This is a genomic window from Rhodoferax sp. WC2427, from assembly GCF_040822085.1.
Classification (GTDB): Bacteria; Pseudomonadota; Gammaproteobacteria; order Burkholderiales; family Burkholderiaceae_C; genus Rhodoferax_B.
Genome location: NZ_CP162006.1, coordinates 4,349,265 through 4,364,703, shown reverse-complemented (window position 1 = coordinate 4,364,703; position 15,439 = coordinate 4,349,265). Strand labels below are relative to the sequence as shown.

At 64.4% G+C, this 15,439-nt stretch carries 14 protein-coding genes; 13 read left to right on the top strand and 1 reads right to left on the bottom strand.

Annotated elements, in window-relative coordinates; all coding sequences use genetic code 11:
* Window positions 1-59 precede the first annotated feature (59 nt).
* Together AB3G31_RS20315 and hprK are read left to right on the top strand one after the other, a co-directional pair.
* On the top strand, window positions 60-527 hold the full coding sequence (locus tag AB3G31_RS20315; protein WP_367847856.1) for a PTS sugar transporter subunit IIA: 468 nt from the start codon (window positions 60-62) through the stop codon (window positions 525-527).
* Window positions 528-548: 21 nt separating this feature from the next.
* On the top strand, window positions 549-1,499 hold the full coding sequence (gene hprK / locus AB3G31_RS20310; RefSeq protein ID WP_367847855.1) for an HPr(Ser) kinase/phosphatase: 951 nt from the start codon (window positions 549-551) through the stop codon (window positions 1,497-1,499).
* 195 nt (window positions 1,500-1,694) lie between these two features.
* Here hprK and fur read toward each other — a convergent pair whose 3' ends face one another.
* Window positions 1,695-2,111: a ferric iron uptake transcriptional regulator gene (fur, locus tag AB3G31_RS20305; RefSeq protein ID WP_315246777.1), complete on the bottom strand. Its 417-nt coding sequence runs from the start codon at window positions 2,109-2,111 to the stop codon at window positions 1,695-1,697.
* A 100-nt stretch (window positions 2,112-2,211) separates the two neighbouring features.
* Between fur and AB3G31_RS20300 the strand changes: the two genes are divergently transcribed.
* From AB3G31_RS20300 to nadB, 11 genes are all read left to right on the top strand, one after another.
* On the top strand, window positions 2,212-2,763 hold the full coding sequence (locus AB3G31_RS20300; RefSeq protein WP_367847854.1) for an outer membrane protein assembly factor BamE: 552 nt from the start codon (window positions 2,212-2,214) through the stop codon (window positions 2,761-2,763).
* A 9-nt stretch (window positions 2,764-2,772) separates the two neighbouring features.
* Complete coding sequence (gene dapB, locus AB3G31_RS20295) at window positions 2,773-3,615, top strand: 4-hydroxy-tetrahydrodipicolinate reductase (protein WP_367847853.1); 843 nt, start codon at window positions 2,773-2,775, stop codon at window positions 3,613-3,615.
* Window positions 3,616-3,619: 4 nt separating this feature from the next.
* On the top strand, window positions 3,620-4,348 hold the full coding sequence (locus AB3G31_RS20290; protein WP_367847852.1) for a MotA/TolQ/ExbB proton channel family protein: 729 nt from the start codon (window positions 3,620-3,622) through the stop codon (window positions 4,346-4,348).
* A gap of 3 nt (window positions 4,349-4,351) precedes the next feature.
* Window positions 4,352-4,774, top strand: coding sequence for an ExbD/TolR family protein (locus tag AB3G31_RS20285; protein ID WP_367847851.1), 423 nt, complete (start codon window positions 4,352-4,354; stop codon window positions 4,772-4,774).
* A gap of 69 nt (window positions 4,775-4,843) precedes the next feature.
* Window positions 4,844-7,501 (top strand): leucine--tRNA ligase, encoded by a 2,658-nt coding sequence (gene leuS, locus AB3G31_RS20280; RefSeq protein ID WP_367847850.1) that lies wholly within the window; start codon window positions 4,844-4,846, stop codon window positions 7,499-7,501.
* Entirely contained in the window at window positions 7,501-8,007 is a 507-nt protein-coding gene (gene lptE / locus AB3G31_RS20275) for an LPS assembly lipoprotein LptE (protein ID WP_367847849.1), read from the top strand. Before leuS ends, lptE begins: the two co-directional genes overlap by 1 nt.
* A complete protein-coding gene (gene holA / locus AB3G31_RS20270; RefSeq protein WP_367847848.1) occupies window positions 8,008-9,069 on the top strand; it encodes a DNA polymerase III subunit delta in 1,062 nt (353 codons plus the stop codon).
* Between the two features lie 49 nt (window positions 9,070-9,118).
* Window positions 9,119-10,411, top strand: a complete 1,293-nt coding sequence (locus tag AB3G31_RS20265; protein ID WP_367847847.1) for a glutamate-5-semialdehyde dehydrogenase — start codon at window positions 9,119-9,121, stop codon at window positions 10,409-10,411.
* Between the two features lie 70 nt (window positions 10,412-10,481).
* Window positions 10,482-11,771, top strand: a complete 1,290-nt coding sequence (gene gshA, locus AB3G31_RS20260) for a glutamate--cysteine ligase (RefSeq protein ID WP_367847846.1) — start codon at window positions 10,482-10,484, stop codon at window positions 11,769-11,771.
* Window positions 11,772-11,926: 155 nt separating this feature from the next.
* Entirely contained in the window at window positions 11,927-13,795 is a 1,869-nt protein-coding gene (locus AB3G31_RS20255; RefSeq protein ID WP_367847845.1) for a potassium transporter Kup, read from the top strand.
* Window positions 13,796-13,826: 31 nt separating this feature from the next.
* Window positions 13,827-15,416 (top strand): L-aspartate oxidase, encoded by a 1,590-nt coding sequence (gene nadB, locus AB3G31_RS20250; protein ID WP_367847844.1) that lies wholly within the window; start codon window positions 13,827-13,829, stop codon window positions 15,414-15,416.
* Window positions 15,417-15,439: the final 23 nt, after the last annotated feature.

Here is a 15,439-nt window from a genome sequence, read left to right as displayed (position 1 = left end):
GGCGGCTTTTTTGTTGGGGCATGCCGACAGCCAAGCGCACGTGCATAATTCGCCTCTCTATGAACCGCCTCGCCTCCATTCTGCCCTCCGCTCAAGTGCTCGTGAGCGTCGATGCGTCCAGCAAAAAACGTGCTTTTGAAGAAGCCGGTTTGCTGTTTGAAAACCTGCATGGTCTGAGCCGGGCCCTGATCACCGACAGCCTGTTCGCCCGCGAACGCCTGGGCTCCACCGGCCTGGGGCACGGGGTGGCAATTCCGCACGGCCGCATCAAGGGACTGAAGGCGCCCATGGCTGCGGTGGTGCAGCTGGCCCAGCCGATCGGGTTCGATGCACCGGACGAGCAGCCCGTAGGCCTGCTGATATTTTTGCTGGTGCCCGAGGCGGCGACCCAGAAGCATCTGGAAATCCTGTCCGAAATCGCCGAACTGCTGAGCGACGCGCCACTGCGCGAGAAAATAAAAAATGCGGCCGATGCCGAGGCCTTGCACGGCCTGATCTGCGGCTGGCAGTCGGCCCAACCCGCCTGATTTTTCAGAGCCTAGACTGCTTTGAAACCCACCGTCGTCAGTGCCGACGTTCTGTTCGAGGCCTTCCGCTCCCTGCTGCGCTGGGAGTGGGTCGCGGGCCTGGGTGCTTCCGAACGGCGCTTTGACGAAGTCGCGGTACGGGCTGCGCGCTCCGGGGCCGATCTGGTCGGCTACCTCAACTACATCCACCCCTACCGCGTGCAGATCATGGGCGAGCGCGAAATCGCCTACCTGACCAGCGCCTCGGCGGAAGATTGCGCCCGGCGCATTGCCCGCATCGTCACGCTGGAGCCACCGGTGCTGATCATGGCCGACGGCCAGGTCGCCCCCGACGCGCTGCTGTCGATGTGCGAGCGGGCGCAGATCCCGATGTTTGCCACACAGGATTCGTCGGCCTTCGTGATCGATGTGCTGCGCGCCTACCTGTCCAAGCATTTTGCCGACCGCACTTCGATGCATGGTGTGTTCATGGACATTCTGGGGCTGGGCGTGATGATCACCGGCGAATCCGGCCTGGGCAAAAGCGAGCTGGGCCTGGAGCTGATCTCGCGCGGCAACGGCCTGGTGGCCGACGACGCGGTGGACCTGTACCGCATCAACCAGACCACTATCGAAGGCCGCTGCCCCGAGCTGCTGCAAAACCTGCTGGAAGTGCGCGGCATCGGCCTGCTGGACATCCGCGGCATCTTTGGCGAAACCGCCGTGCGCCGCAAGATGCGCCTCAAGCTGATCGTGCACCTGGTGCGCAAGGAAACCATGGAGCGCGAGTACGAGCGCCTGCCCTACGAGCCGCTGACCCAGGACGTGCTGGGCGTGGCGGTGCGCAAGGTCATCATCCAGGTGGTGGCGGGCCGCAACATCGCCGTGCTGGTCGAAGCCGCGGTGCGCAACACGATTTTGCAGTTGCGCGGCATCGACACCTACCAGGAATTCGTCGAGCGCCACCGCAAGGCCATGGAAGCCGCTGAATAGGGCGCACCCCCAGGCTGCAGTGCTTCGCATCTTTCGCCAACCCCCTTGCAGGGGGCGATACCAGTGGCCCGGCGGAGCCGGTTCCACGGTATCCTTGGAAGGGATGTATCTACCTTGGGTTTTGGCTCTTTAGGCTGTTGGCGCTTATTCCATATGCGGTGGCAGCTATCTAATGGATAGCGTGTTGCGGGGGCGTTATTTAGCCGAGCAGTCGGCGCACAGGCCGTACAAAGACATCGCGTGGTCCTGCACTGTCCAGCCCATGGCCTTGGCCACGATCTGCTGGCGCTGCTCGATCTCTGCATCAAAAAACTCTTCCACCTTGCCGCAGGACGTGCAGACAAAGTGGTCGTGGTGGCGGCCTTCGTTGAGTTCGTAGACCGACTTGCCCGACTCGAAATGGCTGCGCGACAAGATGCCGGCTTGCTCGAATTGCGTCAGCACCCGGTACACCGTGGCCAGGCCGATGTCGGAGTGCTCCAGCAGCAGCACCCGGAACACGTCTTCTGCCGTCATGTGGCGCAACTCACCCGTTTGGAAAATCTCCAGAATCTTCAGGCGGGGCAGGGTGGCTTTCAGGCCGGTGTTCTTGAGTTCGTCGATATTGGCCATGGTGGCTGGTCTTTCAGGAGTCGGGGGGCGGCGCAAGAACGTAGGTACGTTCAAAGGCTCCCAGTACAATCGACGGATCATATCGCCTGAGTCTCACCCTATGTTTGAACCCTCCTTGCGCGGCTCCGTAACCGCCCTGGCCCTTGTGGCGTGCGCGGCCCTTGGGGCCTGCAGCAGTATCGACAACAGCACCCGGCAATTCGTCGGTTCGCTGGCCCCGTACAAGATGGAAGTGGTGCAAGGCAACTTCGTCTCCAAAGAGCAGGTCGAAGCCCTCAAGCCCGGCATGGCCCGCGAGCAGGTGAAGGACATCCTGGGCACTTCGCTGCTGCAAGACGTGTTCCACGCCGACCGCTGGGACTACGTATTCACCATGCGCCGCCAGGGCACCGAGCCGCAGGCGCGCAAGTTCACCGTGTTCTTCAAGGGTGACGTGATGGACCGCGTCGAAGGCGACGCCATGCCCAGCGAGAGCGAATTCGTCGGCCTGCTGGCCAAGTCGCATCCCGTCAAATCTGTGCCCCTGCTGGAAGCCAGCGAAGACCGCCTGAAGTCGTTCGCGGTCCCGGCGGCACCCGCTGCCACGGCCGCCGCTGCGGCTGCGGTACCGGCCGCTGCCTACCCTCCGCTTGAAACCCCCTCTGCACCTTAGGTCCCGGCCATGACAGACACATCCTCTCCTCTGGGCGCAGCCACGCCCTTGCCGCACGCCATTGCGGTGGCCGGTGCATCGGGCCGTATGGGCCACATGCTGATCGAAGCTATCCGCGATGCCGACGACTGCGTGCTGGCCGGTGCGCTGGACATCGCCAGCAGCCCCCAGATTGGTGCCGATGCTGCCGCCTTTTTAGGCCACAGCAGCGGAGTCGCCGTGACTGCCGACCTGCACGAGGGCCTGAAAGGTGCCCGCGTGCTGATCGACTTCACCCGCCCCGAAGGCACGCTGGCGCACCTGCGCATGTGCCGCAGCCTGGGCGTAAACGCCGTGGTCGGCACGACCGGCTTCAGCGACGACCAGAAGACCGAGATCGCCGAGATCGCCCAGCACATCGCCATCATGATGGCCCCCAATATGAGCGTGGGCGTGAACGTCACCCTCAAGCTGCTGGAAATGGCCGCCAAGGCCATGTCCACCGGCTATGACATCGAAATCGTCGAAGCCCACCACCGCCACAAGATCGACGCACCCTCGGGCACCGCGCTGAAAATGGGCGAAGTGATCGCCGAAGCTATGGGCCGCGACCTGAAGGAATGCGCCGTCTATGAGCGCTACGGCATCACCGGCGAACGCGACCCGTCCAGCATTGGCTTTGCCACCATCCGCGGTGGCGATATCGTGGGCGACCACACCGTGCTGTTCGCGGGCACCGGTGAGCGCATCGAGATCAGCCACAAGTCGTCCAGCCGCGCCACCTACGCCCAGGGCAGCCTGCGCGCCGTGCGCTTTCTGGCCACCAAGCGTACCGGCCTGTTCGACATGTTCGACGTACTGGGCCTGAAGTAAACCCATGGACGCGCTGCTGCTACTGGCCCAGGGCGATGTCGTCAGCCGGGTGGTGGCGCTGGTGCTGCTGGCCATGTCGGTGGGCAGCTGGGCGGTGATTGTCTGGAAAGGCTGGATGCTGCGCCGCGCCCGCACCGACGTGGCCCGCAGCGTAGCCGCTTTCTGGCAGGCCCCCACGGTGGCCGAGGCACAGCAACGCTTGGCATCTTTTGACCCTCTTGCGCTTGTCCTGCCTCTGGTTTTAGCTACCAAAATAGAAGCAACCGGCACCTTGGCCGCCGCGGGCGACCGCTCCCAGCAGCTCACCCGAGTGCTGCGCAACGCCTTGCACGCCGTGCTGCACAAACTGCAGTTTGGCCAGGTTCTGCTGGCCACGGTGGGCTCCACCGCACCGTTTGTGGGTTTGCTCGGTACCGTCTGGGGCATCTACCACGCGCTGGGCGCAATTGCGGTGGCGGGCCAGATGAGCATCGACAAAGTGGCCGGCCCGGTGGGCGAGTCGCTGGTGATGACCGCCGCCGGCCTGGCTGTGGCCATCCCCGCCGTGCTGGCCTACAACGTCTATGGCCGCCTGATCGGCAGCATCGAAGCTGACCTGGAAGGCTTTGCCCGCGACCTGCGCGAGTTGCTAGCTGGACATACGGTTTTGAACGCCGCCGGGCCGCCCCAAGGCGTGAACGCCCCCTCGGGGGGCAGCGTAGTACACGAAGTGACAAGCGTGGGGGCACGCTGACCTATGGCTTTCGGCCGCCTCGAACGCACCAAGGGCCCTCAGCCCATGAGCGACATCAACATGACGCCGCTGGTCGATGTGATGCTGGTGCTGGTGGTGATCTTCATCCTGACCGCGCCGCTGCTGTCGAGCTCCATCCCGCTGGACCTGCCCAAGACCGATGCCGCCCAATCCCAAAGCGCCCCCCAATTCGTCACCCTGGTCGTGGACAAGTCCGGGCACATCTTTCTGGACAACCAGCCGGTGACGGTGGCCGAATTGGCCGTCCAGCTCGCCGTGGCCGCCGACCAGAACCCCGGCACCGAGGTGCAATTGCGCGCCGACACCACCGTGCCCTATGGCCGCGTGGTCGAGGTGATGGGCGTGGCGCAAAAGGCCGGTCTGAACAAGATCGGCTTTGTGGCCCAGCCGCCCACACCGCAGTGACATCCACCCCCTAAAATCGGTCCGTTGCGGCCCCTGCGCCGCCCTGTCTCTTTGCTTTCCCCGTCCGCCATGCTCGAAAAATACAACCATCTCGAAATCGAAGCCGCCGCCCAAACCCATTGGACCGCCGCCGATGCCTACCGCGTCACCGAAGACCGGTCGAAGAAGAAGTTCTACGCTTGCTCCATGCTGCCCTACCCCAGTGGCAAGCTGCACATGGGCCACGTGCGCAACTACACCATCAACGACATGCTGGCGCGCCAGCTGCGCATGCAGGGCTACAACGTGCTCATGCCCATGGGCTGGGACGCGTTTGGCCTGCCCGCCGAAAACGCCGCTTTAAAAAACGGCGTGCCGCCCGCGCAATGGACCTTTGACAACATCGCCTACATGAAGCAGCAGATGCAGGCCATGGGCCTGGCCATCGACTGGAGCCGCGAGGTCGCCACCTGCACGCCCGAGTACTACAAGTGGAACCAGTGGCTGTTTCTGAAAATGCTGGACAAGGGGATTGCCTACCGCAAGACCCAGGTGGTCAACTGGGACCCGGTGGACATGACCGTGCTGGCCAACGAGCAGGTGATCGACGGCAAGGGCTGGCGCACCGGTGCGGTGGTCGAGAAACGTGAGATCCCCGGCTACTACCTGAAGATCACCGACTACGCCGAAGAGCTGCTGGGCCAGGTCAAGGACGCCTTGCCCGGCTGGCCCGAGCGCGTCAAGCTGATGCAGGAAAACTGGATCGGCAAGAGCGAGGGCGTGCGCTTTGCCTTTCCGCACACCATCAAGGACCGTACCGGCCACCTGATCGACGGCGGCAAGATGTACGTCTTCACCACCCGTGCCGACACCATCATGGGCGTGACCTTCTGCGCCGTGGCCCCCGAGCACCCGCTGGCCACGCACGCCGCCCAGACCAACCCCAAGCTGGCCGCCTTCATCGAAGCCTGCAAGCAGGGTGGCACCACCGAGGCCGAGCTGGCGGTGCGCGAAAAAGAAGGCATGCCCACCGGCCTGCAGGTCATCCACCCGCTGAACGGCCACCTGATCGACGTGTGGGTCGGCAACTACGTGCTGATGGGCTACGGCGACGGCGCAGTGATGGGCGTACCGGCCCACGACGAACGCGACTTCGCTTTCGCCCTGAAATACGACCTGCCCATCGTCCAGGTGGTGCATGTAGACCACCTGCACTACGACTACCACCACTGGAACGACTGGTACGGTGACAAGCAGCGCGGTGTGACCATCAACTCCGACAGCTTCAGCGGCCTGGGCTTCCAGGACGCGGTAAACGCCGTGGCCCACGCACTGCAAATCAAGGGCCTGGGCGAGAAAAAGACCACCTGGCGCCTGCGCGACTGGGGTGTGAGCCGCCAGCGCTACTGGGGCACACCGATTCCCATCATCCACTGCGAAGAACACGGCGCGGTGCCGGTGCCCGAGAAGGATTTGCCCGTGGTGCTGCCGCAAGACTGCATCCCCGACGGCTCGGGCAACCCGCTGCACAAGCACGAAGGCTTCCACGCCGGGGTGGTGTGCCCGGTCTGCGGCAAGCCCGCCCGGCGCGAAACCGACACCATGGACACCTTTGTCGATTCCAGCTGGTACTTCATGCGCTACTGCGACCCGCACAAGACAGACGGCATGGTGGGCGAGGGCGCCGACTACTGGATGCCCATGGACCAGTACATCGGCGGCATCGAGCACGCCATCCTGCACCTGCTGTACGCCCGCTTCTGGACCAAGGTGATGCGCGACCTGGACCTGGTCCAATGTGACGAGCCCTTCAGCAAGCTGCTGACCCAGGGCATGGTGCTCAACGGCGCGTTCTCGCACAAGCCCGCAGGCGGCGGCGTGCAATACCACTGGGAAAGCGAAGTCGACGTGGCCCGCAACGAGCGCGACCAGATCGTGGGCGGCACGCTCAAGGCTGACGGCACGGTGCTGCACTACGAGCTCACCACCATGAGCAAGAGCAAGAGCAACGGTGTCGATCCGCAGGATCTGATCGAAAAATACGGTGCCGACACCGCCCGCCTGTACACCATGTTCACCGCGCCGCCCGAAGCCACGCTGGAGTGGAACGACGCGTCGGTCGAGGGCAGCTACCGCTTCCTGCGCCGGGTATGGAACTTCGGCGTCAAGCTGGCTGCTACAGATTTTGCAGCTGCCCACGCTAGTGCCATCAGCGCCAGCAGCCTAAAAGATGTTGAATTTGGCAAAGAGGCCAAGGCCTTGCGTTTTGAGGTCCACACCGTGCTCAAGCAGGTGGACTACGACTACCAGCGCATGCAGTACAACACCGTGGTCTCCGGCGGCATGAAGCTGCTGAATGCGCTGGAAGACTTCAAGGCGCTGGACACCGCGGGCGCCCAGGTGGCGCTGATCGAGAGCTTCGGCATCCTGCTGCGCTGCCTGTACCCGGCCACGCCGCACATCACCCACGCGCTGTGGACCGAGCTGGGCTACGCCGACCGCTTTGGCGACCTGCTGGATGCGCCCTGGCCGGTGGTGGACCCGCTGGCCCTGGTGCAGGACGAAATCGAGCTGATGCTGCAGGTCAACGGCAAATTGCGCGGCTCCATCCACGTACCTGCCACCGCCAGCAAGGCCGAGATCGAAGCCGCAGCACTGGCCTGCGAAGCCTTCACCAAGGTGGCGGACGGGGCCCTGCCCAAGAAGATCATCGTGGTGCCCGGGCGCCTGGTGAACCTGGTGCTGTGATGCTGCGCCGTACGCTCCTCCTCTCCGTACCCGCCATCTCCGCGGTGGGCCTGAGCGCCTGCGGTTTTGCCCTGCGCCAGGCCCCCAACTACCCGTTTACCACCATCTTCGTGCGTGTGGCCGAAGCTTCGGCGCTGGGCAACGAGCTCAAGCGCAACCTGGCGGCCGGCGGCAAGCTGGAGGTGGTGACCGAGCCCAAACGCCTGGACAGCGTCGAAGTGGTGCTGGAAATTCTGTCCGACCAGCGCGAGAAAAGCGTGGCCTCGCTCACCTCGGCGGGCCAGGTGCGTGAATTCCAGCTGCGCGTGCGCGTCAAGTTCCGCCTGCGCACGCCGCAGGGCAAAGAGTTGATTCCCGATGTGGAGCTATTGCAGCAGCGCGACATCAGCTACACCGAGACCCAGGCCCTGTCCAAAGAGGCCGAAGAACAGCTGCTGTACCGCAACATGCAGACTGACATCGTGCAGCAGATCATGCGGCGCATCGCGTCGGTACAAGAACTGTAAATGCAACTCGCCCCCGGCCAGCTCGCCGCGCAGCTCTCCAAAGGCCTGCGCTCGCTCTACACCCTGCATGGCGACGAGCCGCTGCTGGTGCAGGAGGCGCTGGATGCCATCCGCGCCACGGCCCGCGCCCAAGGCTTTACCGAGCGCACGGTGCACGTGGTGGCGGGGGCGCATTTCGACTGGAGCGAGGTGCTGGCGGCGGGCGGCTCGCTCAGCCTGTTTGCCGACAAGCAAATCCTGGAAGTGCGCGTGCCGTCCGGCAAGCCCGGCAAAGATGGCAGCACCGCCTTGCAGCACCTGGCCCAGCAGGCCGAGGGCAATACCGACACCCTGACCCTGGTGGTCCTGCCCCGGCTCGACAAAGTGGCTAAATCCGCCGCCTGGTTTGTGGCGCTGGAGAGGTTTGGCGTGACCATCCAGGTCGAGCCGGTGGAGCGCGGCGCGCTGCCGCAGTGGATCGCCCAGCGCCTGCAAGCCCAGGGCCAGCGGGTGCAGGCCGGGGTGGAGGGCCAGCAAACCCTGCAGTTTTTTGCCGACCTGGTCGAAGGCAACCTGCTGGCCGCGCACCAAGAAATCCAAAAGCTGGCTCTGCTGTACCCGGCGGGTGAGCTGGCATGGGCGCAGGTGGAATCCGCCGTGCTGAACGTGGCCCGCTACGACGTGTTCAAGCTGTCTGAGGCGGTGCTGGGCGGCCAGCGCCTGCGGGTGCAGCGCATGCTCGACGGCCTGCAGGCCGAGGGCGAGGCCGAGGTGCTGGTGCACTGGGCCCTGGCCGAAGACATTCGCGCCCTGCAACGCGTCAAAACCGCCATGGATGCGGGTAAACCGCTGCCCATGGCCCTGCGCGAAAACCGCGTTTGGGGGGCCAAGGAGCGCCTGTTCGAACGCGTGCTGCCGCGCATGCCCAGCCCGCTGATCGCCCAGCTGCTGCAGTCGGCCCACTTGGTCGACGGCATCGTCAAGGGTTTGAAGCAGCCCGACTGGCCCGCCGACCCCTGGCAGGCCCTGCACCGGCTGGCGGGCATGCTGTGCGCGGCCTGTGCGGTGCCGGCGGGGCGGTAGAACATTCTTGATGCCCGGCGGGCGCGTAGGCCGTGACAAAATACCGCTTATGAACGCCTCGAACATCGCCGAATACACCCACGCTTTAGGTTTGCAAGCAAAAGCGGCCTCTGCGCTGATGGCACGGGCGACAGCAGCTACAAAAAATAGAGCGCTGCGCAGCCTGGCCCGTTTGCTGCGCGAGAACACGGCTGCGCTGCAAACCGAGAACGCCAAAGACCTGGACCGCGCCCGCGCCGCCGGGCTGGCCGCGCCCCTGGTGGACCGCCTCAAGCTCAGCCCGCAAACGCTGGAAACCTGCGCCCAGGGCTGCGAGCAGCTGGCCGCCATGGCCGACAGCATTGGCGAGATCATCGGCCTGCAGCAGCAGCCCAGCGGCATCCGTGTGGGCCAGATGCGCGTGCCGATTGGCGTGTTCGGCATGATTTTCGAGAGCCGCCCCAACGTGACCATCGAGGCCGCCAGCCTGTCGATCAAGAGCGGCAATGCCTGCATCCTGCGCGGCGGCTCCGAGGCGATCGACTCCAACAAGGCGCTGGCACTGCTGGTGCAACAGGCCCTGACCGAGAGCGGCCTGCCTGCCGATGCGGTGCAACTGGTGCAAACCACCGACCGTGAGGTGGTGGGCCAGCTCATCGCCATGCCGCAGTATGTGGATGTGATCATTCCGCGCGGCGGCAAGGGCCTGATCGAGCGCATCAGCCGCGATGCCAAGGTGCCGGTGATCAAGCACCTGGACGGCAACTGCCACGTCTACGTGGACGACCCCTGCGACATCGCCATGGCCGTGCAGGTGGCCGACAACGCCAAGACCAGCAAATACAGCCCCTGCAACGCCACCGAGGGCCTGTTGGTGGCCCGCGCGGTGGCGGCAGAGTTTTTGCCGTTGATCGGCGCCATCTACGCCGCCAAGGGCGTGGAAATGCGGTGCGATCCGGCTGCGGCCCATATTCTGTCGGCGCAAGAAGCTATTAAAGATGTAGCGAAAATTGTGCCCGCCACCGAGCACGACTGGTACGAGGAGTACCTGGCCCCGATCATCAGCATCAAGGTGGTGGAGGGGGTGGACGAGGCGATTGCCCACATCAACAAATACAGCAGCCACCATACTGATGCCATCCTCACCCGCGACCACATGCACGCGCAAGCGTTTCTGCGCGACGTGGACTCGGCCAGCGTGATGGTCAACACCAGCACCCGGTTTGCCGATGGCTTCGAGTACGGCCTGGGCGCAGAAATCGGCATCAGCACCGACAAGTTCCACGCCCGGGGCCCGGTGGGTCTTGCCGGGCTGACATCGCTGAAATACGTGGTGCTGGGCCAGGGCGAAGTGCGTATTTGATCCGGTCGCTCTTGAGTTTGGGCTGATTGCCCTTACATCCCGTAACTCATTACGTTTCTAGAGGGCCTCCATGGTTCCCCATCTCATTACTGCGCTCACTGGCCCCATCAACGAACTGGAACAGCGCATCCTCGACTCCATGCCCGCCATCGAACGCTGGTTCCGGCTGGAGTGGATGGAGCACACGCCGCCGTTCTACAGTGCAGTGGACATCCGCAACGCCGGTTTCAAGCTGGCCCCGGTGGACACCAGCCTGGCCCCCCACGGCTGGAACAACCTGACCCCGCAAATGCTGCCGCTGGCCGTGCAGTCGGCCATGGCTGCCATCGAGAAGATCTGCCCCGAGGCCAAAAACCTGCTGCTGATCCCCGAGAACGACACCCGCAGCACCTTTTACCTGTCCAATGTGGCGCAGTTGCAGCGCATCTTCCACATGGCCGGGCTGAACGTGCGGGTCGGCTCGATCAACCCCGACATCAAGGAAACCACGGTCATCAACCTGCCCAACGGCGAACAGGTGACGCTGGAGCCGGTGATCCGCACCAAGCGCCGCCTGGGGCTGAAAGATTTCGACCCCTGCACCATCTTGCTCAACAACAGCCTGATGGCGGGCCCGCCCGGCATTCTGGAAGAGCTGCACGAGCAGTACCTGTTGCCGCCGCTGCACGCGGGCGGCTCGGTGCGCCGCAAAAGCAAGCATTTCCGCAGCTACGAAGAGCTGGCCAAGCGCCTGGGCAAGCTGCTGGGCATCGACCCCTGGCTGATCAACCCGATGTTCAACCAGTGCGGCGCGGTGGACATGGCCCAGGGCCAGGGCCTGGAATGCCTGACCACCAATGTGGACGCGCTGCTGGGCAAGATCCGCCGCAAGTACAAGGAATACGGCATCAACGAAAAGCCGTTTGTGATCGTCAAGTCCGACAGCGGCGCACCCGGCATGGGCATCATGACGGTGCGCGACGTGAAAGACCTGGCGGTGCTGCACCACCGGGCCAAAACCACCACGGGCAAGGGTGCCCCCCAGGTGGTCGACGCCATCATCCAGGAAGGCGTGCTGACCAACGAGCGCATCAACGACGCCGTGGCCGAGCCGGTGGTCTACATGATGGACCGCTACGTGGTGGGCGGCTTCTACCGCATCCACGCCGAGCGCGGGGTGGACGAGAGCCTTAACGCCCCAGGCTCCAGCTACGTGCCGCTGGCTTTTGCCGAAAACGCGCACCTGCCGCAGGTGGGGGTGCGCCCCGGAGCCAGTGCGCCAAACCGTTTCTACATGTACGGCGTGGTGGGGCGGCTGGCCATGGCGGCGGCCAGTTATGAGCTGGAAGCGACCGATCCCGACGCCGAAATCTATGATTAACTAACACAAATTGAATAAGTTGCTGCACCGCAACATAAATCGGTTCTAGGCACTCCACTCCGCTTGCACGCGGGGTTATGGAGCGCAAAATACGCTTCCCAAAGTTCATGGAACCCCGCCGACCCCTCTGGGGTCATTCAGACGGGGCCTCGTTTGTGCAAAGTTCAAAATCTTCGCTGCCCGCGCTCACCCTGGGTGCGCTAGGTGTGGTGTACGGCGATATTGGCACCTCTGCCCTTTACGCCTTCAAAGAAGTCTTCGCCCACGGCCACGTCCTGGCCACGGAGGCCAATGTCATCGGCGTGTTGTCGCTCTTCTTCTGGGCGCTGATGGTGGTGGTGTCGCTCAAATACGTGGTGCTCATCATGCGTGCCGACAACGAGGGCGAGGGCGGCCTGATGGCTTTGCTGGCGCTGGCGGCCGAATCGGTCAAGGACAGCCCCCGCCTGCGTCGCGGCCTGCTGATGCTCGGTATCTTTGGCCTGGCGCTGTTTTTTGGCGATGGGGTCATCACCCCCGCCATCTCGGTGCTGTCGGCGGTGGAAGGTATGGAAATCATCACCCCCGGTGCGGCGCCGTATGTGAAACCCATCGCGCTGGTGGTGCTGGTGCTGCTGTTCATGGTGCAGCGCCGCGGCACGGGCGATATCGGCAAGTTCTTTGGCCCCATCACCCTGCTGTGGTTTGCAGTGCTGGCCATTGCGGGCATCCACCAGATCGTGCGCAACCCGGTGGTGCTGTGGGCGCTGTCGCCGGTGTACGCCCTGCAATTCGCCTTTGCCAACCTGCACATTGCCTTCATCACCCTGGGCGCGGTGTTCCTGTGCCTGACCGGGGCCGAGGCGCTGTATGCCGACATGGGCCACTTTGGCAAAAATCCCATCCGCCTGGCCTGGTTTGCCGTGGTCATGCCCGCGCTGGTGCTGAACTATTTTGGCCAGGGTGCCCTGGTGCTGCTGGACCCGACGGCGGTGGAAAACCCGTTCTTCTTGATGTTTCCCGACTGGGCGCTGATTCCCACCGTGGTGCTGGCCACCGCCGCCACCGTGATCGCATCGCAGGCGCTGATTTCGGGTGCCTTCTCGGCCACCAAGCAAACCATCCAGATGGGCTACCTGCCGCGGCTGACCATCCTGCACACCTCCGTGCGCGACACCGGGCAGATCTACGTGCCCGCCGTCAACTGGCTGCTACTGGCCGGGGTGATCGCGGCCGTGCTGATGTTCGGCTCGTCGGACGCACTGGCCGCCGCTTACGGTATCTCCGTCAGCCTGTTGATGGTCATCACCACGGTGCTGACCTTCTACGTGGTGCGCTACGGCTGGGGCTACTCGCTGCCGCTGTGCATTGCGGCCACGGGGTTCTTTTTGCTGGTCGACACCGTGTTTTTGGCCTCCAACTCGCTCAAGATCCTGCAGGGCGGCTGGTTCCCCCTGGCGATGGCGCTGATTTTGTATGTGGTGATGTCCACCTGGAAGGATGGCCGCCGCCTGCTGGCCGACAAGCAGCGTGAAAGCGCCATGGACCTGAAGGAGTTTCTGGACTCGGTCTTCATCAGCCCACCGGTGCGCGTGGAAGGCACAGCCGTGTTCTTGACCGCCGAAGCCGCCACCGTGCCCAACGCCCTGCTGCACAACCTCAAGCACAACAAAGTGCTGCACGAGCACAACCTGTTTGTCACCGTCCACAACCATCCCATCCCCTGGATCGGCATGGGTAAGCGCATCGAAGTCGAAGCCCTGGGCCACAAATGCTGGCAGGTCATCATCCACTACGGCTTCAAGAACACCCCGGACATCCCCAAGGCGCTGCAGCACATACGCGGCCGGGGCTGCGAGCTGGAGGTCATGACCACCAGCTATTTCCTGTCACGCGACACCGTCATCCCCACTCTGGGTGGTGGCATGGCCCCCTGGCGCGAAAAGCTGTTTGCGCAAATGCACCACAATGCCAGCGCCGCAGCCGACTTTTTGCGACTACCCAACAACGCGGTAGTAGAGCTGGGTTCCAAAATCGAGATCTAAATTGTCCGCTTCCGCTGCTCCCCGTGCCCCCTTGCATGCCGGCTCCCATAGCCTGAATTTCGATGTGTTGATCGTGGGCAGTGGCCTGGCAGGCCTCAGCGCCGCACTGCTGCTGGCCCCCACCCACCGCGTCGCCGTGCTCACCAAACGCGGCATGGCCGACGGTGCCAGCGCATGGGCCCAGGGCGGCATTGCCGCCGTGCTGGGTGAAGGCGACAGCTTCGCCTCGCATGTGGACGACACCCTGGTCGCGGGCGGTGGCCTGTGCGATGTGGAGGCCACCCGCTTCGTGGTCGAGCACGCGCCCGAATGCATCGCCTGGCTGCAGTCCCTGGGCGTGCCGTTCTCGCAGGAAGACGGCGCGCTGCACCTGACCCGCGAAGGCGGCCACAGCCACCGCCGCATCGTCCACGCCACCGACGCCACCGGGGCTGCCGTGCAGGCCACCATGATGGCCCAGGTGCGCAGCCACCCGCAGATCACGCTGTTTGAAAACCACACCCTGGTCGACCTGATCATCGGCAGCAAGATTGGCCTGCCCCAGCGGGGCTGCGTGGGCCTGTATGCACTGGATGCGGATACCGACCAGGTGCTCACCTTCAGCGCCCCCAACACCATCCTGGCCACCGGCGGTGCGGGCAAGGTCTACCTCTACACCACCAACCCCGACACCGCCACCGGCGACGGCATTGCCGCTGCCTGGCGCGCAGGCTGCCGGGCAGCGAACATGGAATTCATCCAGTTCCACCCCACCTGCCTGTACCACCCGCACGCCAAGTCGTTTTTGATCTCCGAGGCCGTGCGCGGCGAAGGCGGCCGCCTGCTGCGCCCCGACGGCAGCCGCTTCATGCCCGAGCACGACGAACGCGCCGAACTGGCCCCGCGCGATGTGGTGGCCCGCGCCATCGACTTCGAGATGAAAAAAGGCGGCTTCGACTGCGTCTACCTCGACATCTCGCACCAGCCCAAAGCCTTTTTGCTGGAGCACTTCCCCAACATCTACGCCCGCTGCCTCGAGCTGGGCATCGACATCGCCCGCCAGCCCATCCCCGTGGTGCCCGCGGCCCACTACACCTGCGGCGGCGTGCTGACCGACCTGGAGGGCCGCACCGACGTGCCCGGCCTGTACGCCCTGGGCGAAGCCGCCTGCACTGGCCTGCACGGCGCCAACCGGCTGGCCAGCAACTCGCTGCTGGAATGCATGGTGTTTGCCCGCGCCGCCGCCAAGGCCATGGGCACGGTGGACGGCGCCCCGGCGCCCCAGCTCCCCGCCTGGGACGACAGCCAGGTGATCGACAGCGACGAGCTGGTGGTCATCTCGCACAACTGGGACGAGCTGCGCCGCTTCATGTGGGACTACGTGGGCATCGTACGCACCAACAAACGGCTGGACCGCGCCGCCCACCGCATTGCCCTGCTGCAAAGCGAAATCGACGAGTTCTATGCCCGCCACCACGTCACCCGCGACCTGCTGGAGCTGCGCAACCTGGTCCAGGTGGCCGACCTGATCGTGCGCAGCGCCCGCGCCCGCCAGGAAAGCCGGGGCCTGCACTTCAGCCGCGACTACCCGGAGCTGGCGGCCACGGCAGAAGCCACCGTGCTGGTGCCGGATAATTTATAAGAAATACGCTGCCTGTGCTTATG